This window comes from Caulobacter sp. SL161 (assembly GCF_026672375.1).
GTDB lineage: Bacteria > Pseudomonadota > Alphaproteobacteria > Caulobacterales > Caulobacteraceae > Caulobacter.
In genome coordinates, this window is record NZ_JAPPRA010000001.1 from 3,806,286 (window position 1) to 3,828,537 (window position 22,252).

At 67.2% G+C, this 22,252-nt stretch carries 16 protein-coding genes; all 16 read right to left on the reverse strand.

Annotated elements, in window-relative coordinates; all coding sequences use genetic code 11:
- Positions 1 to 92: 92 nt before the first annotated feature.
- On the reverse strand, positions 93 to 1,388 hold the full coding sequence (locus tag OVA11_RS18740) for a Xaa-Pro dipeptidase (protein ID WP_268068746.1): 1,296 nt from the start codon (positions 1,386 to 1,388) through the stop codon (positions 93 to 95).
- A complete protein-coding gene (locus OVA11_RS18745; protein ID WP_268068747.1) occupies positions 1,385 to 2,686 on the reverse strand; it encodes an APC family permease in 1,302 nt (433 codons plus the stop codon). Before OVA11_RS18745 ends, OVA11_RS18740 begins: the two co-directional genes overlap by 4 nt.
- Before the next feature lie 72 nt (positions 2,687 to 2,758).
- Positions 2,759 to 5,125, reverse strand: coding sequence for a TonB-dependent receptor (locus OVA11_RS18750; protein WP_268068748.1), 2,367 nt, complete (start codon positions 5,123 to 5,125; stop codon positions 2,759 to 2,761).
- Positions 5,126 to 5,255: 130 nt separating this feature from the next.
- On the reverse strand, positions 5,256 to 7,274 hold the full coding sequence (locus OVA11_RS18755; RefSeq protein ID WP_268068749.1) for a tetratricopeptide repeat-containing sulfotransferase family protein: 2,019 nt from the start codon (positions 7,272 to 7,274) through the stop codon (positions 5,256 to 5,258).
- Between the two features lie 179 nt (positions 7,275 to 7,453).
- Positions 7,454 to 8,734: an NAD(P)/FAD-dependent oxidoreductase gene (locus OVA11_RS18760; protein WP_268068750.1), complete on the reverse strand. Its 1,281-nt coding sequence runs from the start codon at positions 8,732 to 8,734 to the stop codon at positions 7,454 to 7,456.
- 75 nt (positions 8,735 to 8,809) lie between these two features.
- Positions 8,810 to 10,207, reverse strand: coding sequence for a glutamine synthetase family protein (locus tag OVA11_RS18765; protein WP_268068751.1), 1,398 nt, complete (start codon positions 10,205 to 10,207; stop codon positions 8,810 to 8,812).
- Positions 10,204 to 11,607: an aspartate aminotransferase family protein gene (locus OVA11_RS18770; protein WP_268068752.1), complete on the reverse strand. Its 1,404-nt coding sequence runs from the start codon at positions 11,605 to 11,607 to the stop codon at positions 10,204 to 10,206. The genes OVA11_RS18765 and OVA11_RS18770 overlap by 4 nt, the downstream gene beginning before the upstream one ends.
- Positions 11,604 to 12,371 (reverse strand): gamma-glutamyl-gamma-aminobutyrate hydrolase family protein, encoded by a 768-nt coding sequence (locus tag OVA11_RS18775; RefSeq protein WP_268068753.1) that lies wholly within the window; start codon positions 12,369 to 12,371, stop codon positions 11,604 to 11,606. Before OVA11_RS18775 ends, OVA11_RS18770 begins: the two co-directional genes overlap by 4 nt.
- 4 nt (positions 12,372 to 12,375) lie before the next feature.
- Positions 12,376 to 13,494 (reverse strand): ABC transporter ATP-binding protein, encoded by a 1,119-nt coding sequence (locus OVA11_RS18780; RefSeq protein WP_268068754.1) that lies wholly within the window; start codon positions 13,492 to 13,494, stop codon positions 12,376 to 12,378.
- Positions 13,491 to 14,348 carry an ABC transporter permease gene (locus OVA11_RS18785; RefSeq protein ID WP_268068755.1) on the reverse strand — a complete coding sequence of 286 codons (858 nt, stop codon included), beginning with the start codon at positions 14,346 to 14,348 and terminating at the stop codon, positions 13,491 to 13,493. Before OVA11_RS18785 ends, OVA11_RS18780 begins: the two co-directional genes overlap by 4 nt.
- Positions 14,345 to 15,265 (reverse strand): ABC transporter permease, encoded by a 921-nt coding sequence (locus OVA11_RS18790; protein ID WP_268068756.1) that lies wholly within the window; start codon positions 15,263 to 15,265, stop codon positions 14,345 to 14,347. The genes OVA11_RS18785 and OVA11_RS18790 overlap by 4 nt, the downstream gene beginning before the upstream one ends.
- Before the next feature lie 120 nt (positions 15,266 to 15,385).
- On the reverse strand, positions 15,386 to 16,492 hold the full coding sequence (locus tag OVA11_RS18795) for an ABC transporter substrate-binding protein (RefSeq protein WP_268068757.1): 1,107 nt from the start codon (positions 16,490 to 16,492) through the stop codon (positions 15,386 to 15,388).
- A gap of 77 nt (positions 16,493 to 16,569) precedes the next feature.
- The gene (locus OVA11_RS18800; protein ID WP_268068758.1) at positions 16,570 to 17,949 is read right to left on the reverse strand and encodes a glutamine synthetase family protein; all 1,380 of its coding nucleotides are present in this window, start codon (positions 17,947 to 17,949) and stop codon (positions 16,570 to 16,572) included.
- Positions 17,946 to 19,301: an aspartate aminotransferase family protein gene (locus OVA11_RS18805; RefSeq protein ID WP_268068759.1), complete on the reverse strand. Its 1,356-nt coding sequence runs from the start codon at positions 19,299 to 19,301 to the stop codon at positions 17,946 to 17,948. Before OVA11_RS18805 ends, OVA11_RS18800 begins: the two co-directional genes overlap by 4 nt.
- Positions 19,298 to 20,752, reverse strand: coding sequence for an NAD-dependent succinate-semialdehyde dehydrogenase (locus tag OVA11_RS18810; protein ID WP_268068760.1), 1,455 nt, complete (start codon positions 20,750 to 20,752; stop codon positions 19,298 to 19,300). Before OVA11_RS18810 ends, OVA11_RS18805 begins: the two co-directional genes overlap by 4 nt.
- Positions 20,749 to 22,248, reverse strand: a complete 1,500-nt coding sequence (locus OVA11_RS18815) for an aldehyde dehydrogenase (protein WP_268068761.1) — start codon at positions 22,246 to 22,248, stop codon at positions 20,749 to 20,751. Before OVA11_RS18815 ends, OVA11_RS18810 begins: the two co-directional genes overlap by 4 nt.
- Positions 22,249 to 22,252 lie beyond the last annotated feature (4 nt).

Genomic DNA, 22,252 nt, shown 5'->3' on the forward strand with positions numbered 1-22,252 from the left:
GCACTTACGCACGCGGACATGACAGTTGTTTCGCTATCGCACAACGAAATTGCGCTGCGACGCACAATGCATGAGCCGCGCCAGCCGCCGTTCTAGTCGTCCTTGACCACGGTCCCGCCCTTCATGACCTTCGCGACCTTGGTCAGCACCGAAACATCCGCCACCGGATCACCCGCCACAGCGATCAGGTCGGCGTAGCAGCCGGGCGCATGGCAGCCGACCTGGCCGGTCTTGCCCATCAGCTCGGCCGCTACCGTGGTCGCCGACTGGATCGCCTGCATCGGCGTCATGCCGTACTTGACCATGTAGGGCATCTGGCGTGCGTTCCAGCCGTGCGGATAGACGCCGGCGTCGGTGCCGTAGGCGATCTTGACCCCGGCCTTCACCGCCTTTCGGAAGCCGTCGCGCTGGGCGTCGGTGGTCTCGCGATTCTTGCGGATCATGCCCTCGGGCCAGCCCTGCTCGCGGCCATAGGTGTCGATGAAGTCGCCGTTGTAGATGTCGGCCACCAGGAAGGCCCCCTTGGCCTTCATCAGGGCGATCCCCTCGTCGTCGATCAGCGAGCCGTGCTCGATCGACCGGACCCCGGCGCGGACGGCGATCTTGATCCCTTCGGCGCCATGGGCGTGGGCGGTGACATAGGTTCCGCGCTTGGCGGCCTCTTCGACAGCGGCGCGAATCTCGTCCTCGGACAGTTCCAGTTGGCCAGGCTCGGTGCCCTCGGTCAGGACGGCGCCGGTGGCGATCAGCTTGACGAAGTCGGCGCCGCCCACCAGCAGGGCGCGAACCTTCTTGTGGACGTCGGCGGCGTCCTCGACCACCCCGCGTCGCATCTCAGCCGGGATCGTCACGTCGGGCGCGACGCCGGTGATTTCCCCGCCCCCGCCCGGCGCGGTGACATAGGCCCCAGCGACGGACATGCGCGGTCCGGGCACCAGCCCTTCGTTGATGGCGTCACGCAGGGCCGCGTCGCCCAGCGCCCGCCAGGTTCCAACGTCACGCGCGCTGGTGAAACCCGCCATCAGGGTCGAGCGCGCATGGCCCGCGCCGATATAGGCCTGTTGGGCGGCGGTGCGCAGCAGCGGCAGGGCGATGTTCTCGCTCTGCTCGTCATCGACGATGTGGGTGTGCATGTCGATCAGACCGGGCAGCACGGTCAGGCCTGACCAGTCGATGACCTTGGCGTCCTTGGGGCCGTCCTCGGGCGCCCCCTTCCACGGACCGACCGAAACGATGCGCTCGCCCTCGATGCGGAGAAGCTGGTCGGTCAGCACCTTGCCGGCCTGAGGGTCGATCAGCTTGCCGGCGCGGACGTAGGAGACCTGCGCTGAGGCGACGGCCGGAAGCAGCGCTGCGAGGGCGGCGGCGCTAAGAAGGCGGGCGATCATCGGGCGGCTCTCCGCATCAGCCAGTAGACCGGCGCGCCGACAGCCAGCAGCACCAAGCCCCAGAAGGTGACCGACCATCCCGCGCCATAGAACGTCCAGATCGAATAGACCGCGCCAAGACCGGCGACGGCGCCCAGCGCCTTGGAGCGAACCATGCGCCCCTGCCTCTGCAGGCGCAGCACCGCCAGCGAACAGAAGAGGTAGGCGAACAGGGTCGCGGTCGTCGACAGCAAGGCCATGAAGGTGAAGGCGTCGGCCATCGACTTGGCGTAGTTCATCAGCACCAGGATCGTCACCAGGACGCTCGAGGCCAGGTGCGCGCGCACCGGCGTGCCGTTGGCCGAGGTCTTGGCGAACCAGGCGGGAAAGACGCCCTCGCGCGCCATGGCGGCGGGCAGCTCGCCCTGGATCAGCGACCAGCCGTTCAGGGCGCCCAGCGCGCTGATCGTCGCGAAGGCCGCCAGCGCCAGGCGGAAATCCCCACCGCCATGATAGCTGACGAAGTCGACAAACGGCGCGTTGGAGCCTTGCAGCACGGCGGTCGGCGTCAGCAGCAGCACGCCCGACGAGACCACGAGATAGACCAGACCCGCGAAGGCGGTGCCGGCCAGGGTTGCGCGCGGGATCGTCCGCGCCGGGTCCTTGACCTTGTCGGCGGGAATGGTCGCCGTCTCCACCCCCAGCAGGGCCCACAGGGTGAGCGCCGCCGCAGCGGTGATGGACGCCCCGGAAAGCGCCGAGGGCTCGAACGGGGTGATCGCCGCGGGCCCTTTCCGAAGCAGGACGCTGACGGCCAGACCCGCCACCGCGATCAGGGGTACCAGCTTCAGCACCGTGGTCACCACCTGGGTCCAGCCGGCCGAGCGCGCCCCGGCGCAGTTGATCGCGGTCGCCGTCCAGACCACCGCGACGGTCAGCAGGGCCGGCAGCGCCGGAACCTTGGCGATCACCGGCAGGAAGACGCTGAGATAGCTGATCGCGGCGATGGCGATGGCCGCGTTGGCGACCCACACCGAGATCCAGTACGACCACGCCACGAGGAACCCCGGCGCGCGCCCGAACGCCTCCTCGGTATAGGCGAAGGGCCCGCCCGCGCGCGGAAAGGAGCCCGCCAGCTTGGCGAAGACATAGGCCAGGCAAAGCGAACCGCCGATGGTCAGTATCCAGGCGATGACGGCGTTCCAGCCGTACGGCGCCAGGGACGCCGGCAGCATGAACACGCCCGAGCCGATCATGTTGCCGACGACCAGAGCCGCGCACATCCACACGCCCAGCGGCTTGGCTTTTGGAGACGTCATGACGGTCCGGCCTCCCCGGAAAGCAAAAGGGGCGGCCCGATGGACCGCCCCCGCTACGCTACCCACTAAGACCTAGAACGCCTTGCCCAGCTTGACCCCGATGAGGCGGGGCTGGTTCGGCGCGATGTAGTATTGCGAGCCGCAGACGCCCGTCGCGCACTGAGCGTTGCGGTCCAGGCTGGCGCGCTTGTCGAACACGTTCTTCACGTAGAGGCCGATCGTCAGGCCGTCCTTCTCCATGCCGCCGGACAGGTCGACGGTTTCCCAACCCTTCTGCTGGCCAAACGCGGCGCGATCGGAGAGCCGCAGGTCGGTCCATGTGCTGGATTGGCCAACGACCGACCCCTGCACATAGTTGTCCCAGTCGCCCCAGCTGAAGTCATAGCGCGCCGTCAGATTGACCTTGAACTTCGGTGTGACGGGCAGCGAGGTGCCGTCCGGCGCCTGAGGCGAGGGGCAGTTGGTGACCGGATTGCCCGCAGCGTCGGTGAAGCCGCAATAGTTCGCCGTCAGCTTGGCGTCGGTATAGGCGGCCGCCGCATTGATCGTGAGACCCTGGACGGGAACCCAGGTGACGTCACTTTCGATCCCCTTGATCTGGGCCTGGTTGGCGTTCTTGATCTCGGTCAGGCCGTTGGCCCCAAGGATCGAGAACTGGAAGTTATTCCAGTCCTCCATGAACACCGCGCCGTTCCAGCGGAAGCTGTTGTTCAGCCAAGTGGTCTTCCAGCCCGCCTCATAGTTCTTCAGATAGTCGGCCTGATACGGCGGCAGGGTGCTGCGCCGGTTGATGCCGCCCGGACGGAAGCCCTTGGAGTAGGTGGCGTAGATCAGCTTGTCGCTGTCGAGCTTGTAGGTCAGCGTCACCTTCGGGACGTTGCCGCTTTCCTTCACGCCCTTGTCGAGATTGGTGCAGGGCGAGCCAGGAACCACTGCGGCCTTGAAACAGGCCCGCTCGCCGGTCGAGCCATAGCCCTTCCCGTAGCCGTAGAAGCCGACCAGCGTGTTGTGCGCCTCGAAGAAACGAATGCCGGCGGTCAGCATCAGCTTGTCGGTGATGTCGTACTCGGCTTGACCGAAAGCGGCCTTGTCACGGTCGATACGCTGCTGCTTGGTCAGCCAGATCGTGCCGGTGTAGCCTGGCACCGAGATGTCGCTGCCGATGTCGGCGATGCGGTAGTTCTGGAAGATGTCGTGCGTCTGCTTCTGGTAGAAGCCGCCGACCACGAACCGCAGCTTCTTGTCCTGCGGCGAGGCGATGCGGATTTCGTGGCTCTCCTTCTTGTAGTCGTCCTGACCCTGGATGAACTGCGAAGGATTGACCAGGTTGCCGGCGTTGTCGGTCCAGTAGAAGCCGTAACCGACCTGATCATAGAAGAACGAGTAGTCGGTGTAGTCGGAGTTGGTGTCCGTCTTCCGCTTCAGGTACGAGCCCGCATAGGTGACGTCGAGGTTGGCCACCTGGCCCTCGATGGTCATGGCCGCCTGGTACCACTTGTCCTTGGCGCTTTCCGGATAGAAGCGCTTGACCTTCAGGTCGCCGACCTTGGGGTCGTAGGAGAACGAGCCGTTCGACTTCTGAACCTGGCCCATCACCTGGGGGGTGATCACCCAGTTATCGTCGAGCTCGACCCGCAGGGCGGCGCGACCGCCCTGAGTGTAGACGCTGTTGTAGTCGTCGCGGACCCGGGCCTTGTTGTTGATCGTGAAGTCGTTGGTCGGATTGCTGTCGCCGCGCGTATAGGTGCGCGTGCCCGCCACGTTGTCGATGTAGCCGCCGTCGCGGACATCCCAGCCGACCAGGCGCACAGCGATCTTGTCCGACAGCGGCACGTTGACGAAGCCTTCCAGCGCGTGGCCGGAGTCGCCATGGGCGACCTTGTTCAGCTCGACGTCCACACCGGCGGCGAAGCCGGCCGTCGAAGGCTTGTTGGTGATGATCCGCAGGGTGCCCGCCTGCGAGCTGGCGCCGTAAAGCGTGCCTTGCGGCCCCGCCAGCGCCTCGACCCGGGCGACGTCGTAGACGTGGATGTCCAGCGCGCCTTGAATGGTGGTGACCGGCTGTTCGTCCAGATAGACGCCGACGCTGGGCAGCGAGCCCGAGTGGTTGCCGTCGCCGCCGCTGGCCACGCCGCGCATATAGACCTGACCAAAGCCCGGGCCCGAGCTGGTGAACGACACGCTGGGCAGATACTGCACATAGTCAGCGAAGGCGCTGATCTGCAGCTGCTCCAGCTTCTGGCTGCCCAGGGCCTGAATACTGACCGGCACGTCCTGCAGGTTTTCGCTGCGCTTCTGGGCCGTGACGACCACCTCTTCCAGCGCGGTGCTCTGGCTGGACTGGGCCTGGGCGTAGGCGACGCCCGAGAGCATGGTGCTGGCCAACAATGCGGCGGAGTAGACCCCCGCCTTCTTTAAACGAACCGATCCCGACGACATACAGTCGCTCCCCTTACGGCTTTGAAGGAACGATGTTCGACCCGCGCCTAATCGGTGGGCAAGATTGAATTTTCGGTTTGTCGTCAATTCCTGTGAGTGTTGCAGAAATGGCGAGGTCTTGAGCAGCTGGTCAAATAACAGGCGCTTGCGGGTAAGCGTTGAGCACCGGCCCCAATGCCTGCTTGAGTGGTCCCAAATGCGATTCGAATTTCTGCCAGTGCTCGACGGCGTCCTTGAAAATCGGCCGGCGCACCTGCTCTGAACTGGCGGTGCGCACCGCGCGGTCATTCTCGTGTGGCGACAGGCAGGCCTCTTCGAACGGCAGGCCACAGTGATCCAGCAGGGCGCGAATCTCCGCCTCCGGATCGGCGATCATCCGCTCATAGATCACGCGATGCACTCGCCCCGGCAGCACGGCGTCGAAATGGGCCATCAGGTCGACATAGTCGGCATAGTAGCGGCCGATATCGGTCAGGTCGTAGCTGAAGGCCTGCCCGCGGGCGAAGTGCTGCTTGAAGCCCGAAAAGCAGCAACCCAGCGGATGCCGGCGCGCGTCGATGATCTTGGCGTTGGGCAGGATCAGATGGATCAGGCCGGTGTGGGCGAAGTTGTTCGGCATCTTGTCGATGAAGAACGGCTTGTCGGTCTTGCGTTGGATGCGGGTCCGCTCCAGGAACTCCTCGCCCAGCGCCCTGAGGTCCTCGGCCGAGAGCTCGGCAAGGCTTTCGGGATAGGTCGACTCGGCGCGCTTGGCGGTCTTGCCGCCCAGGCGACGGGCCATGACGATCAAGTCGGGCAGTTCCATCGTGCCCTCGACCAGCGAGTGGCTGGCCAGGATCTGCTCGACCAGGGTCGAGCCCGAACGCGGGAGGCCCACGACAAAGATCGGATCGGGTGCGGCGCAGCCCTGCCCCGCCCGCGCCGCGATAAAGGCGGGGGTGAACACCGCCTTGGTCCGGACCGTGTCGGCGGTGTTCTCGTCGGGATCATAGTCCAGCTGTTCGCGCCGGATGGCCGCGCCGGCGGCGTAGTGCTGGAACGAGGCGTCCCAGTCCTGGGCGTCTTCCTGCGCCTTGCCGAGCGCGTAGTGCAGATGCAGCCGATCGTCTTCCGACAGCCCTTCGGCCTCCAGCGCCCGACCCATAGCGGTCAGATCTTCCGGCGCGAACCTGACAGTCTTGAGGTTGGCCAGACTCCACCAGACCTCGCCCAGGGTCGGGGCCAGATCCAGGGCCTTGCGATAGGCTGCGACGCTGTCGGCCTGGCGGCCGACCGTCTTCAGCGCGTGGCCATAGCTCATCCAGCCCTTGGGCTGGTTGGGATAGTCGGCCAGCACCTGGCCATAGACGGCGATGGCGCGATCATACTCGCCCAGCCGCGCCAGAATCGCCGCGTAGAGATTGGCGTAGCCGGGATGGCGGGCGTCCTTGGCCACCAGCTGCTCGATCTGCGCCAACGCCTCGAGGTTCTTGTTCTGGCGATAGAGCATGGTCGCCAGATTGTGACGGGCGGCGGCGAAGTTGGGGGCCAGCTCCATGCAACGGGTCAGTAGAGCCTCGGCGTCGGCGTAGCGGCCCAGGCGCGCGCCGGTCTCGGCCAGCATGCGGATCGCGGCCACGTCACCGGCGTCGGCCTTGAGGCGATCGCGCAGGAGCCGCTCGGCCTCGCCCAAGCGATCCTCGGACAACGCCGTGGCCGCCTCGACCAGCAGCGGATCCCGGGTCGAGGCGCGAAGCTGCCTCGCGAGCGCGCGTTCGGCGCCCTGGTGATCGCCCAGCAGCTCCAGACTCTCCGACAATCCCCGCCAGGCTTCGGACAAGCGCGGTTCCAGCGCGCTGGTCCGGTCGAAGGCGCGGGCGGCCTCGGCGGTGCGCCCCAGGCGCTCAAAGCAAAGGGCCAGCTCCAGCTGCGCCAGCGGCAGGTTCGGCAGGGCCTTGGCCAGCGGCGCGATGGTCGCCAGCCCCCCTTCGGCGTCCCCGGACAGACGCAGGGAGGCGGCCAGAAGGCGGGTGGTGTCGGCGTGGCGCGGCACCACCTCGAGAATCGCGCGCGCCTGCTCGGCGGCCAAGCGCGGATCGGTCTCCAGCAACCGCTCGGCGTGCGTGAACGCGTCGGCGAGACTGGCGGCGGGAGCGGTGGTCGTGGTCATGCAGTCAGGAGAGCGGGGTCTGGGTGGGGGTGTCAATCGCCGCTTCGCCAAATCCTCCCCCTCGCGGGGGAGGCGTCGGCTCGAAGAGACGACGGAGGGGGAAGAGGCAAGATCTGCAAGCACTTCCCCCTCCGGTCGCTTCGCGACCACCTCCCCCGCGAGGGGGAGGATTGAAAGCCTCACAGCCGATCCCGCAGCGCGTACCAGCTAAGCCCCGCCACGGTCAGCGGCCAGCGCAGCCAGCGGCCGCCTGGGAACGGCGGGGTCGGGACTCGCGCCATCAGGTCCAAGACCCGGGCGTCGCCCTCCGCCAGCAGCTTGCCGACATAGGGCGCCAGCATAACCCCCTGCCCCGAATAGCCGGACGCGACCCGGACGCCGGGCGCGATCTCACCGACAAAGGGCATGCGGCTGAACGTGATCCCCAAGGTCCCGCCCCAGGCGTGGGTGATCTCCACGTCCGCCAGGCCCGGATAGACCTTGGCGAGGTTCTTGCGGACCATGCCGGCGATGTCGCGCGGAAAACCGGGACGATAGTTCTCGCCGCCGCCGAACAGCAGCCGCCCGTCCGGCGTCTTGCGGAAATAGTTCACGACGAAGCGGCTGTCCGCCACGGCGGCGTTCGAGCGGATGATCTCGTCCGCCAGCGCCCCCAAGGGCGCGGTGACGGCGATGAAGTTGTTGATCGGCATCACCCGCGCCTGCGCCGGGCCGGCCATGCGGTTGAGCAGGCCATCGCCGCTGAGGATCAGTCGGTCGCAGGTGACCCGGCCGGTCGCGGTCTCGACCACGATCTTGCCGCCCTCGGGACGCCAGGTCTGCGCCCGGGTGCGCTCATGGATCACGGCGCCGGCCGCCCTCGCTTGGGCCGCCATGCCTTGGGCCAGCTTTAGCGGATGGACGTGACCGCCGCCGCGATCCATGAGGCCGCCGAAATAGACATCGGTCCCGAGTTCATGGGCGAGGTCGGCATCGCTGATCAGCTCCAGTTGGTCATAGCCGTAACGCTCGGCCATCAGCGCGACATAGGCCGCGTCCTCGGCCTCGCCGCCGGGCTTGTGGCGCGCGTGGATCATGCCGGGCCGCCAGTCGCAGGCGACGACGTCCGTCAGGGTCTTGAAGTGGGCGCGAGCATCCTCGGCCAGCCGCCACAGGGCCGTGGCGTCGTCGCGGCCGACGGCTTGCTCCAGCCACGTCTGGTCGCGCCGCTGGCCGGTATGGACCTGACCGCCGTTGCGCCCCGTGGCGGCGCAGCCGACGCGGTCGGCTTCGAGGACGGTCGCCCGGCCTCCGAGCGCCATCGCCGCGCCGAGGCCGGTAAAACCCGCGCCAACGATGCAGACCTCGGTTTGGGCTTCGCCCTCAAGCGGCGGCAGGTCGGGGAAGTCCGGCGCTATACCCGCATACCAGTTTCCTCTCCCATAGGGGGAGGGGTAGGGGTGAGGGGGTTCGCCGGTCACCAGTGTAACCCCTCATCCCCCGCGCCTATGGCGCGGGTCCCCCTTCTCCCTGAGGGAGAAGGTTCGTGTTCGCCCCTACACATTCAGCAGCAGGAACTCCCGCTCCCACGGGCTGATCGTCCGCATGAAGGTCTCGTACTCGGCCTGCTTCACGCGGTCGTAGGCCGCGCAGAAGGTCGGGCCCAGGATCTCGACCAGCGGCTGGCAGGCGACGAAGAGGCGGAGCGAGTCCGACAGGCTGCGCGGCAGCTCGATCCCCCGCGCGCCGGCGTCGATCGCCACCGGCTCGCTGGGTTTCAGCCCCTGCACCATGCCGAGATAGCCGGCGGCCAGCGATGCGGCGATAGCCAGGTACGGATTGGCGTCCGATGACGGGATGCGGTTTTCGACCCGGCGATTGTTAGGTCCCGACGGCGGCACGCGCAGGCCGCAGGTGCGGTTGTCATAGCCCCACTGGGTGTTCACCGGCGCGCCGCTGTCGCGCGAGATGCGGCGATAGCTGTTCACGTAGGGGGCCAGGATGGCCATGATCGCCGGCAGATAGGTCTGCTGGCCGGCGATGAAGCCGTGGAACATCGCCGACTCCGCCCCGTCCTCGTCCGAGAACAGGTTGCGGCCCTTCTTGTCGACGATCGACTGGTGGATGTGCATGGCGCTGCCGGGCTCATTGGCCATCGGCTTGGCCATGAAGGTGGCGTAGATCTCGTGCTCCAGCGCCGCCTCACGGATCGTGCGCTTCATCATGAACACCTGGTCGGCCAGCTCCAGCGGATGACCGTGCTGCAGGTTGATCTCCATCTGCGCCACGCCGCTTTCGTGGATCAGGGTGTCGATCTCCAGCCCCTGGCGCTCGGAGTATTCGTACATGTCCTCGAACAGCGCATCGAACTCGTTGACGGCGCTGATCGAGTAGCCCTGCCGGCCGGTCTCGGGACGCCCCGAGCGGCCGATCGGCGGCTTGAGCGGATAGTCCGGGTCAGTGTTGCGATCGACGAGATAGAACTCGATCTCGGGCGCAACGATCGGGCTCCAGCCCTTGTCGGCATAGAGCGCCAGCACCCGGCGCAACACCTGGCGGGGAGCCTCCTCGACCGGCCGGCCGTCGGGGTGGAAGGCGTCGTGAATGACCTGAGCGGTCGGATCCTGCGCCCACGGCACGGCGGCCAGGGTGGCGAAGTCGGGGGTCAGGAAGATGTCGGTGTCGGACTGCACCGCGTTCACCGCCCCCTCGAACTCGGGGAAGTCGCCGGTGATGGTCTGATAGAACACCGCCAGCGGCAGGTTCATCGACGGCGAGCCCAGGAACTTGCGCACCGGCATGATCTTGCCGCGCGCCACCCCGGCGAGGTCCGGCACCACGCACTCGATCTCCTCGATGTGCTGGCGGGCGAACCAGTCCTTGGCCTCCTCGATCGTCGAGACGCCACGATCCAGGATCTGGTCGCGCTTGGCCTTGTTGTGCTTGGGCTTCATGACACAGCCTCCGGCTTCAGCGCGCGGAGGATGGGCTCGGCTTCGGTCAGCGACTTTTCGATGATGCCGACCAGCTCGTCGATCTCGGCGTGGCTGACGATCAGCGGCGGGCAGCAGACGATGGTGTCGCGGATGGCGCGGACCATCAGGCCGTTCCGGATGCAGATGTCGCGGACGATAGGCCCGGCCTCGCCTTCCTTGTCGAGGAAGCGATGGTTGGTCCCCTTCTCGCGCACGATCTCGACCGCGCCGATCAGGCCCAGCGACCGGGTCTCGCCGACCAGCGGGTGGTCGTTCAGGCGGGCCAGGGCCTTGGCGAGGTACGGGCCGGCGTCGTCGCGGGCGCGCTCGACCAGGCCCTCACGCTCGATGATCTCGATGTTCTTCAGCGCCACGGCCGCGCAGGTCGGGTGGCCCGAATAGGTAAAGCCGTGGATGAAGTCGCCGCCCTTCTCGCGCAGTTCAGCAACGATGTGGTCCGCCACGCCCACGGCCGAGATCGGCAGGTAGCCGGACGACAGGCCTTTGGCCATGGCGATCAGGTCCGGCTTGATCCCATAGTGCTGGTGGCCGAACCACTGGCCCAGGCGTCCAAAGCCGCAGATCACCTCGTCGCAGACCAGCAGGATCCCGTACTTGCGGCACAGCGCCTCGACGGCGGGCCAATATCCGTCGGGAGGGATGATCACCCCGCCCGCCCCCTGCACCGGTTCGCCGATGAAGGCCGCGACGTTCTCCGGGCCGACGGCCAGGATCTTGTCCTCGATCTCCTTGACGCAGCGATCGCGGAAAGCCGCCGGGTCTTCGCCGAAGCCCTCGCCGAAGTGATAGGGCTGGGCGACGTGCTCGACGCCCGGGATCGGCAGGTCGCCCTGCACATGCATGTGCTTCATGCCCCCCAGTGAAACGCCGGCCACGGTCGAGCCGTGATAGGCGTTCCAGCGGCTGATGAAGACCGTGCGCTGCGGCTGCTCCTTGAGCTTCCAGTAGTGGCGGACCAGGCGGAAGACCGTGTCGTTCGCCTCAGACCCCGACGAGTTGAAGAACACGTGGGTCAGATGGCCGCCCATCTTCTCAGCGATCTTGGCCGCCAGCTTCACGGTCGGCGGCGTCGCGGTCTTGAAGAAGGTGTTGTAGTAGGGCAGCTCCAGCATCTGCTCGTAGGCCGCGTCGGCCAGCTCCTTGCGGCCGTACCCGACATTCACGCACCACAGGCCCGCCATGCCGTCCAGGATGCGATGGCCGTCGCCGTCGGTGATGTAGCAGCCGTCAGCGCGGGTCACGATGCGGCTGCCGCCCAGCTCGGCGATGACCTTGTGGTCGGCCTGGGCCGGCAGGTGGTGCGCCAGATCCAGGCGCTTGAGCTCGGCGACGTCGTGGTTGCGGATGGGGGCGTTCATGGGGCGACTCCTGACTCGACGAGCGGCGCGCCTCTGAGGGCGCGTCCGAAAATTTCAAAGAAGATCTGTGACTGCCGGTTCTGCGCCGGCTTCCATTCGGGGTGCCACTGGACGGCCAGCACGGGGGCGCCGTTGACGGTGGCTGAGAAGGCTTCGACCACACCGTCGGGGGCGCGGGCCTCGATGGACAGCCCCTCGCCCAGCCGGTCGACGCCCTGGTAGTGGACTGAGTTCACCACCGCCTCGACCGCGCCGAACGCCCGCGCAAGGACCCCGCCCGGCGTCAGGGCGACATCGTGCACATGGTCGAACATGCCGTTGAAGTCGACGTCATCGGGCGCGTGGTGGGCGATCAGGTCGGGACTGGCGGCCATGTCCCGCCGCAGCGTGCCACCGAACGCGACATTGATCTCCTGGAAGCCCCGGCAGACGCCGAACACCGGCTTGCCCAGGTCCAGCATCGCCTTGATCAGATCGGCGGTCATGCCGTCGCGGGCGGCGTCGAACGGTCCCGGCGCGTCGCCGATTTCCTCGCCATAGAGGGCGGGATCCAGGTTCGAGGGGCTGCCCGTCAGCATAAGCCCGTCCAGCCGGCCGGCCACCTCGGCCGCGCGCATGCGGCCCGGCAGCGACGGGATCAGCAGCGCGGCGACGTCGCCATAAGCCATGGTCGCGTCGACATAGCGGCTCATCACCGCCTGGGCCGGCTCGACCCCGACGGTGCGGGTGCAGCAGATGATCCCGGCGACGGGTCGTGCGGTCATGGCGTCAGCTCAACAACACCGCCGGCGAACAGGCGTGCCAGCACAGCCACACCGTCTCGCCCAGCTTGAAGTCTTCCTGGTCCCAGCGGGTCAGGTTCGAGCGCTGGACCTTGACCCGGCGACCACCCGCGATCTCAACCTCATAGGTGGACGAGCCGCCCAGATAGGCCTCGTGCTTGATCACGCCCTCGACAGCGTTGGTCCCCTTGGGCGCGTCGCCGAGGTTGGGCGGGGTGTCGTCGGTCTTCTTGTGCAGCTCGATCTTCTCGGGACGGATCGCCGCCCACACCGTGCCACCGCGCGGCCCGGTGACGCCGTGATCCAGGAAGATGTCGACCGGCAGGTCGGGCGACTTGATCACCGCGTGGCTGGGCTCGTCGACGGCCAGCACGCCCTCGAACAGGTTCACCTGGCCGATGAAGTCGGCGACGAACCGGCTGTTGGGGAACTCGTAGAGGTCGCTGGGGGTCGCCACCTGCTGCAGCAGGCCCTTGCTCATCACCGCGCAGCGCGAGGCCAGGGCCAGGGCCTCGTCCTGGTCGTGGGTGACCATGATGAAGGTGATGCCGACCTTCTCCTGCAAGGTGCACAGCTCGGTGCGCATCTGCTCGCGCAGCTTGGCGTCCAGGGCCGACAGCGGCTCGTCCAGCAGCAGCACCCGGGGACGCTTGACCAGGGCGCGGGCCAGCGCCACCCGTTGCCTTTGGCCGCCCGACAGCTGGTCAGGCTTGCGCCCGCCCAGGCCGCCCAGCTGCACCAGCTCCAGCGCCTCGGCGACGCGGGCTTCGCGCTCGGCCTTGGGCACGTTGTCGACCTTCAGGCCGTAGGCGACGTTGTCGGCGACAGTCATGTGCGGGAACACCGCGTAGGACTGGAACACCATGTTCACCGGCCGCTTGTTGGGCGGCACGTTGGAGATGTCTTGGCCATCGATCAGGATGCGTCCCTCGGTGGGCGTCTCGAAGCCGGCCAGCATCCGCAGCAGCGTGGTCTTGCCGCAACCCGACGGCCCCAGCAGGGCGAAGAACTCGCCCTCATTGACCGTCAGCGACACGTTGTCGACGGCCGCCAGCTTGCCGAAGCGCTTGGTGACGTTCTCGAAGGTGATGATCGGTTTGGTCATTTGCCGTCCTTCGCCCCGTGTCCCGCCGCCGCCGCGGGGTTGCCTTGCAGTTTCAGCGCCGCTGCGGTCAGCAGCACGGTCAGCACAATCAGAACCGTCGAGGCCGCATTGACCTCGGGCGTCACCGAGAAGCGGACCATCGAATAGACCTTCACCGGGAAGGTCACCGTATCGGGACCGGCGGTGAAGAAGGTGATGACGAAGTCGTCCAGGCTCAGCGTGAAGGCCAAGAGCGCACCGGCGATCAGTGACGGGGCCATGTGCGGCAGGATCACGTCCTTGATCGTGCGGAACTCGCCCGCGCCCAGGTCGCGGGCCGCCTCCTCCATCTCGCGGTTGAAGCTGGCCATCCGCGCGCGGACGACCACGGCCACGAACGGGAACGAGAACGAGACGTGGGCGATGATGATGGCGCCCAGGTTCAGCGGCCACGGCATCCCCTGCGGCCAGGGCATGACCTTGGCGAAGAACACCAGCATGGCCACGCCCATGCAGATCTCCGGCACCACGATCGGCAGGGCCATCGCCCCGTCCACCGCCGTCTTGCCGGGGAAGCGGAACCGCCACAGCGCCAGGGCCACGGCCGCGCCCAGGAACAGACTGATCATCGTCGACGCCGCTGCAATCGTCAGGCTGTTGCCGAAAGCCTCGAGCAGCTCGGAATTGTTGAACAGCTTCTCGTAGTATTTGAGCGTGAAGCCCTTCCAGACGATGTTGCGCTTGCTGTCGTTGAAGCTGAACGCCATGAGCGCGATCAGCGGCGCGTAGAGGAAGATGAACACGGCCGCCAGCCAGGCCTGCATCTGCCAGCGGCGCAGGTACTCGAGGGGGCCGGGGGGCGATTTCTTGCTCATCCCTTGGCCTCCGGAGTCTTCTTGTTCAGAACCGCCTGGATCGCGATGGCGATGAAGGTCAGGTACATCAGCAGGAAGGACATGGCCGCGCCGAACGGCCAGTCATTGGCGCGCTTGAACTGGCGCTCGATGATGTTGGCGATCATCTGGCTGTCGGGCCCGCCCAAGAGATCCGGCGTCAGATAGGCGCCGAGCGCGGGAATGAAGGTGATCAGCACGCCCGAGGCGATGCCCGGAATGGCCAGCGGCACGACCACCTTGAACAGGGTGCGCAGATGCCCCGCGCCCAGGTCCAGGCTGGCTTCCAGCAACGACTTGTCCAGCCGGTCCAGCGCTGAGTAGAGCGGCAGCACCATGAAGGGCAGGTGCACGTAAACCAGGCCCAGGATCACCGCGAAATTGTTGTGCAGAAGCTCCAGCGGCTGGAAGTCGCCCAGCGGCTGCAGGCCGACCAGCGTGGCCAGACCGCTTCCGCCTTTCCAAAGCCACTCCAGCCCCTGGTTCACATAGCCCTCGGTGCGCAGCACGGCGATCAGGGCGTAGGTGCGGATCAAGAGGTTGGTCCAGAACGGCAGCATGATCAGCAGCAGCAGCCAGGCCTTGGCCTTGTCGGAGGCGAAGGTGATGGCCAGGGCGACCGGGAAGCCGATCACCAGGCACAGGCCCGTCGTCAGGCCCGCGACCCAGACCGACTTCAGGAAGATCTTCAGGTACAGCGGTTCGATGGCGCGCGCGTAGTTATGGAACGTGCCGCTGATGGCGATGTCGGTCAGCCCGACATTGTGGCCGAAGCTGTAGGCCCAGACGATCGCCATGGGCGCGAGGAAGAACAGCACCAGCCACACCAGCGGCGGTCCCAGCGCCGCGGCGAACACGGCTTTCGCCTGTTTCCAGGATTGTTCCATGGAGCCCTCCAAATCCTCTCCCTAGCGGGGGAGGTGTCGCCGGAGGCGACGGAGGGGGAAGAGACCGGACAGCCCCGACTTCCCCCTCCGGCCTTCGGCCGCCTCCCCCTCAGGGGGAGGATTTTCCGCGCCTTAAGCCGCCCGCACCCGGGTGATCAGTTCCTCATACTGGCTGGCCTTTTCCGCGCCCTCGAAGGCCCCGTACTCGCACTTGGCCATGACGTCGGCAGGCGGGAAGATCACCGGGTTGCTCTTGTAGTCGTCCGGCATCAGAGCCTTCGCCGCCGCGTTCGGGGTCGGGTACAGGATCGTCTTGCTGATCTCGGCCCCGGCCTGCGCATCCAGCAGATAGTTGATGAAGGCGTGGGCGTTGTTGGGGCGCGGCGCGCCCTTGGGAATGCACAGGGTGTCGGAGTTGATCAGGCTGCCTTCCTTGGGCACGACGAAGCCGATGTCGGGATCGTCCTTCATCACCTGGGCGATGTCGCCGTTGTACTCCAGCACCAGATCAACCTCGCCCGACAGCAGCTGGTCCTGTCCGTTGTCGTCATGGAAGGTCTTCACGAAGGGCTTTTGCTTGATCAGCATCTGCTCGATCTTCGGCAGCATGTCAGCCGGGATGTTGTTGACCGAGTGGCCCAGATACTTGGCCGACAGGCGCACGAGGTCGGCGCTCTCGGACAACAGGCTGATACGCCCCTTGTACTTGTCGCTGTCGAACAGCCACTTCCAGCTGTCGGGCACGCCCTGGACCTTGCTCTTGCGATAACCGATGCCCAGAAGCAGCCAGGTGTAGGGCATCGAGAACTTCCGACCCGGATCGAAGTCGGGGTTCAGGAAGGACGGATCGATGTTCTTCATGTTCGGGATCTTGGCGTGATCCAGCGGCTCCAGAAGGCCGCCCTGGCTCATCCGCGTCACGAACTCGTTCGACGGCACCACGACATCGAAGCCCGGATTGCCCGCCTTCAGCTTGGCGAACAGTTCGTCGTTGGTCGCGAACAGGCTCATGTTCACGTCGATCCCGGTGGCCTTCTTGAAGTCACCGAGGGTGGTTTCGCCGATGTAGGTGTCCCAGTTGTAGAAGTTGAGCTTGGCCTCCTCGGCGCCGGGCGCGGTCTTGGGCTTCTCGCCGCAGGCGGTGAAGGTCAGACCGATCGCGGCCGCGCCGGTGGCGGTCAGGAGCGAGCGGCGGCTCAGGCCCGCCTTGTTGAGACCTCGCTGGGTGATCGTGCTCATCGTTTCGAAACTCCCCTATCGCTTCGTTGAATGCAGGCCGGGGCCCACAGCTGAGTTCACGCTACATCGCCACGCCGTCAGGCGTTGCGGAGATACCAATCGAAATCCAGTTCGGTGACGACCTCGAAGAACCGCGCCTGTTCCGTGCGCTTCACCGACACGAACATGTCCACGAAACGGTCGCCCAGATAGTCGCGCAGAACGCTCGACTGCTCGAACAGGTCCACAGCGGCGAACCAGTTGTTGGGCAGACGGATGTTCTCCTTGGCCGCCGCAGCGTAACCGTCGCCGACCACCGCTGGACCTGGATCTAGCTTGTTCTTGATCCCGTGGTGGGCGCTGGCCAGCAGCACCGCCAGGACCAGGTACGGATTGCCGTCGGCGCCGGCCACGCGGTGCTCGACGTGACGGGTCTTGGGCGGACCGGCCGGTACGCGCAAAGACACCGTACGATTGTTGACGCCCCAGGTCGGCGCCACCGGGGCGTAAGAGTTGGCCTTGAAGCGGCGATAGCTGTTGGCGTTGGGCGCCAGGATCGCCATCCCCTCGCCGAGCAGGACCTTCATGCCGGCGATGGCCTGCTTGAGCAGGTCCGAGCCTTCGAGGTCCTCGCTGGCGCAGAGGTTGTTTCCGTCTGCATCGTTGACGCTGAGATGGACGTGGAAGCCGTTACCCGCTCGGTCGCTCCACGGCTTGGCCATGAAGGTCGCCTCGATACCATGACGCAGGGCCACGCCCTTGGCGGCGCGCTTGTAGAGCACCGCGTCATCGGCAGCGCGCAGGGCGTCGGGCTTGTGCTTTAGGGTCAGCTCCACCTGCCCCGGCGCGAACTCCGAGATCGCGCCTTCCAGCGGCACGCCGATCGTGTCGGCGACATCCCAAAGCTCGCGCAGGAACGGGGCGTGGGCCTCCAGTTCCGGCAGGCCATAGACCTGGATGCCGGTGGGCCGCAGGCCAGTCTGGAGCGACTTGGCCGGGAGCAACTCGCCGTTCGGCCCACGCTGCAGATCGACAAGGTAGTATTCCAGCTCGCAGGCCGCGACGGGGGTGAGGCCATCGGCGGCGTAGCGGTCCAGCACCCGCTGCAGCACATGGCGCGGGTCGAGGTCGTTTGGCGTTCCGTCCAGCTCATACAGCGACAGCATGACCTGGGCCACGTCGGGACCGAGCCACGGCGCCAGGGTGAGGGTTCCCGGCACGGGTCGCGCGCGGCGATCGGCGTCGCCGTCTTCCCATACCAGGCCCGTGTCCTCGCAGTCAGCGCCGTTGGTGTCGACCACCAGCACCGAGCCGGGCAGGAAACGGCCGTACTCGTAGATGGCCTCCAGCTCGTGCACCCGCAGCCGCTTGCCGCGCGGCACGCCGGTCATGCTGGTGAAGAACACCTCGACGAACTTGACCTGCGGATGGGCGGCGAGGAAGTCGCGGCACTCTTGGATGTCGGCTACAGCGCTCATCGTTCCCCCATCGCCGCCGCGAAGCCGTCGACGGCCGCGACCAGTCGGTCGATCGCCGCGTCTTCGGTGACGGGCGAGACCAGCATCATGTTGTGGAAGGGCGCGATCAGGACGCCCCGGTTGATCAGCCACAAATGCAGCGCCTCCACCGCCTCGTGGTCCAGCACTTTCCGCATCTGGGCGGCGTTTTTTGGCGGAGGATCGGCGAAGACCAGCTCCACCCGGGCCCCAACATGGACCGCCGACCAGGGGAGTTTCCGCGCCGCGATCACGCCGCGCAGCCCCGCCACCAGCCGATCGGCGCCGGCCAGCATCTTGCCGTAGGCCGCCTCGGTCATGACCTCGCTCAGCATGGCGCGCATGGCGGCCATGGACAGGGCGTTGCCCGACAAGGTGGTCCCGATGCCCGACTGGCCAGGACCGATCCTCTGCTGAGCCTCGTCCATGCGCGCCGAGAGCTCGGCGGTGACGCCCCAGACGGCGGCCGGCACGCCGCCGGCGACCGCCTTGCCCAGGACGAAGACGTCGGGCTCCAGGCCGTGGGCGCGGGTGTAGCCGCCGGGGCCGGTCGAAATCGTGTGGGTCTCGTCGATGACCAGCAGCGTTCCGGCCTCGCGCGTCAGCCGACGCAGCGCCTCAAGGAAGCCGGGCTCGGGCAGGATCATGCCGCAGTTGGTCATCACCGGCTCGGCCAGGACGGCGGCGACATCGCCGGGCGCCAGAGCGGCTTCCAGGGCGGCCAGATCGTTGAACGGCACGACGCGGGTGGTGGCGGTCAGGTCATGGACCTGGCCCAACAGACCCGGTTTCATCACCGGGGCGCCGTCCTTCAGCACCACGAAGGCGTCGTCGACCATGCCGTGGTAGCAGCCGTCGAAGACCAGGATCACCGGCCGGCCGGTGACCGCCCGCGCCCAGCGGATGGCCGCGCGGTTGGCGTCACTGGCCGTGGTCGCCGCCTGCCACAACGGCAGACCGAAGCGCTCGGAGAGCAGCTTGCCGACGATCGCCGCCGACGCGGTCGGCAGCATGAAGCCCGCCCCGCGCTTGATCTGGTCGGCGACGGCGGCGGCCACTGACGCATCGCCGTGTCCGAACATCGACGGCGTGTCGCCCAGGCAGAAGTCGTCATAGAGCTTGCCGTCGACGTCGGTGATCTGAGCCCCGACGCCCTGAGCGGCGAAGATAGGCGACGGGCTCGCCCAGTCGTTCATCCAGTGCATCGGCGCGCCGCCGCGCCAGTGGGCGCCCGCCGCCTTGACCATGGCGACCGAGCGCGGATGCTCGGCCGTGAAGCGGGCGCGCTCGGCAGCGAGAAGGTCAGAGAGGGGACGGGCTAGGTCGGTGATCATCCGACCCCACCAAAACACAGGTACTTGGTCTCCAGATACTCATCGAGCCCTTCGGAAGCGCCTTCGCGGCCCAGACCCGACTCCTTCACCCCGCCGAACGGCGCGACCTCGGTGGAGATCAGGCCTTCGTTGATCCCGACCATGCCGGCCTCGATCTGCTCGGCCACGCGCCAGCAGCGGCCGACATCGCGACTGTAGAAATAGGCCGCCAGGCCAAAGGGCGTGGCGTTGGCCAGCTCGACCGCCTCGGCCTCGGTCTCGAACTTCACGATCGGGGCGACAGGGCCAAAGATCTCCTCCTGGAAGATCCGCATCTCCGGCGTCGCCCCGACCAGAACAGTCGGCTGGTAGAAGTGCCCGCCCAGGCCATGGACGTCGCCGCCGGTCAGCACCTCGGCCCCGCCCTGCATCGCGCCGCTGACCAGACCCACCACCTTGGTCAGGGCCTTTTCGTTGATCAACGGACCGATCTGCACGCCCTCGCCCGTGCCGGGCCCCACCTTCAGCGCGGCGACTCTTTCAGCCAGGCGCGCGGCGAAGGCGTCGTGGATGCCGGACTGCACGAGCAGGCGATTGGCGCAGACGCAGGTCTGGCCGGCGTTGCGGTACTTGCTGGCGATCGCCCCATCGACGGCGGCCTCCAGGTCGGCGTCGTCGAAGACGATGAAGGGCGCGTTGCCGCCCAGCTCCAGCGAAAGCTTCTTCATCGTGCCGGCGCACTGCTGATACAGCACCTTGCCGATCGGCGTGGAGCCGGTGAAGGACAGCTTGCGCACCCGGCTGTCGTCGCACAGCACCTTACCGACCTCGCTCGAGCGGGTGGTGGTGACGATGTTGAGCACGCCCGCCGGCACGCCCGCCTCGATGGCCAGACGCGCGATGGCCAGAGCGCAGAGCGGCGTCTCGGCCGCCGGCTTGACCACCACGGTGCAGCCGGCCGCCAGGGCCGGGCCGACCTTTCGGGTGATCATGGCGATCGGGAAGTTCCATGGCGCGATGGCCGCGCAGACCCCGACCGGCTGCTTGATCGAGGCCAAACGCTTGCCCGGCATGGGCGTCGGGATCGTATGGCCGTAGGCGCGCTTGGCCTCCTCGGCGAACCAGTCGATGAACGACGCGCCGTAGACGACTTCGCCCTTGGCCTCGGCCAGCGGCTTGCCCTGCTCGGCGGTCATCAGCCGCGCCAGATCGTCGGCGTGGGCAAGGATCAGGTCGCTCCACCGGCGCAGGATCGCGCCGCGCTCCTTTGCGGTCCGGGCGGCCCAGGCCGGGAAGACGCGATGCGCCACGCCGATCGCTAAAGCTGTCTCTTCGGCGCCCAGGTCGGCGACCTTGGCGATCAGTGTCCCGTCGGCGGGATTGAGCACGTCGAAACTCGTCTCGCCCCGGACCCAACGGCCGTCGATCAAGGCTTCGGTTTCAACAAGGGTCAGGGCGGTCATGCGGGTCACCTCAGCGTCACGGACACCGACTTCAGGTCGGCGTACTTGTGCAACGCATGAAGGCTGCGGTCGCGCCCAAAGCCCGACTGCTTGAAGCCCCCGAACGGCATGGTGATGTCGCAGGCGTCCCAGCCATTGACCCAGACGAGCCCGGCCTTGAGCCGCCGCGCGCCGCGCAAAGCCTTGCTGACGTCGGCCGTCCACAGGCCTGCAGCCAGGCCATAGACCGTGTCATTGGCCAGCCGCATCGCCTCGTCCTCGGACGAGAAGGTCATCACGCCCAGCACGGGGCCAAACACCTCTTCCCGCGCCAGGGTCTGGTCGGGTCGCACTTGGTCGAAGATCGTCGGCTCGACATAGTAGCCGCCGGTCTCCTGGCGCACGCGCGCGCCGCCCAGCACGCGCCGCGCGCCCTGGCTGTCGGCGGTGGCGATATAGTCGAGCGCAGTCTTCATCTGCCGCTCGCTCACCATGGCCCCGAACTGGGTCGACGGATCGAGCGGATCGCCCACACGCATGTCCTTGGCGACCTCGACCACCCGCGCCAGGAAGGCGTCCTTGATCGAGGCCTCGACCAGCAGCCGCGAGGCGGCGGTGCAGACCTCGCCCTGGTTATAGAACACGCCCCAGGCGGCGGCCTGGGCGGCGGCCTCCAGGTCCGGGCAGTCGGCGAAGACGATCTGGGGCGACTTGCCGCCCAGCTCCAGCGACACACGCTTGAGGTTGGAGCGCGCCGAATACTCCATCAGCCGGCGGCCCACGGGCCCTGAACCGGTGAAGGCGATCATGTCGACATCCATCGACAGGGCCAGCGCTTCGCCGGCCACCCCGCCCAGACCCGGAACGACGTTGAGGACGCCCGGCGGCAGGCCCGCCTCGAGCGCCAGTTCGCCGAGCTTCAGCGCGGTCAGCGGCGACTGCTCGGCGGGTTTCAGCACGACCGAATTGCCCATGGCCAGGGCCGGAGCGACCTTCCACATCGCCATGTGCAGGGGGAAGTTCCACGGCACGATCGCGCCGATCACGCCCAGCGGTTCATGGACCGCATAGCTCAGCCGATCCGCCGGCGAAGCGCCGACCTCGCCATAGACCTTGTCCAGCGCCTCGGCGTACCAGCGGCAGGTGTTGATCGCGAGGGGCACGTCGACGTTGCGCGCGTCGCTGATCGGCTTGCCGACATCCAGGCTTTCCAGCAGCGCCAACTCGTCGGCGTCGCGCTCCATCAGTTCGGCCAGACGGAACAGCACCGCCTTCTTCTGGCGCGGCCCCTGATCACGCCAGCGGCCGTCCTCGAACGCGGCCCGGGCGCCGGCGACCGCGCGCTCGACGTCGTCGGCCTGGCAGGCCGTGACCAGGTTCAGCACCTGGCCGTCGCGCGGCGAGACATTATGGAAGGTCGCGCCCGATGCGGCCTCAACCAACGCGCCGTCGATCACCGCCTGGCTGGGCGGCGCAAGCTTGGCGAGGCGCTCGGTAATGTCGGCGGGAAGGGTCACGCGGGGCAATCCA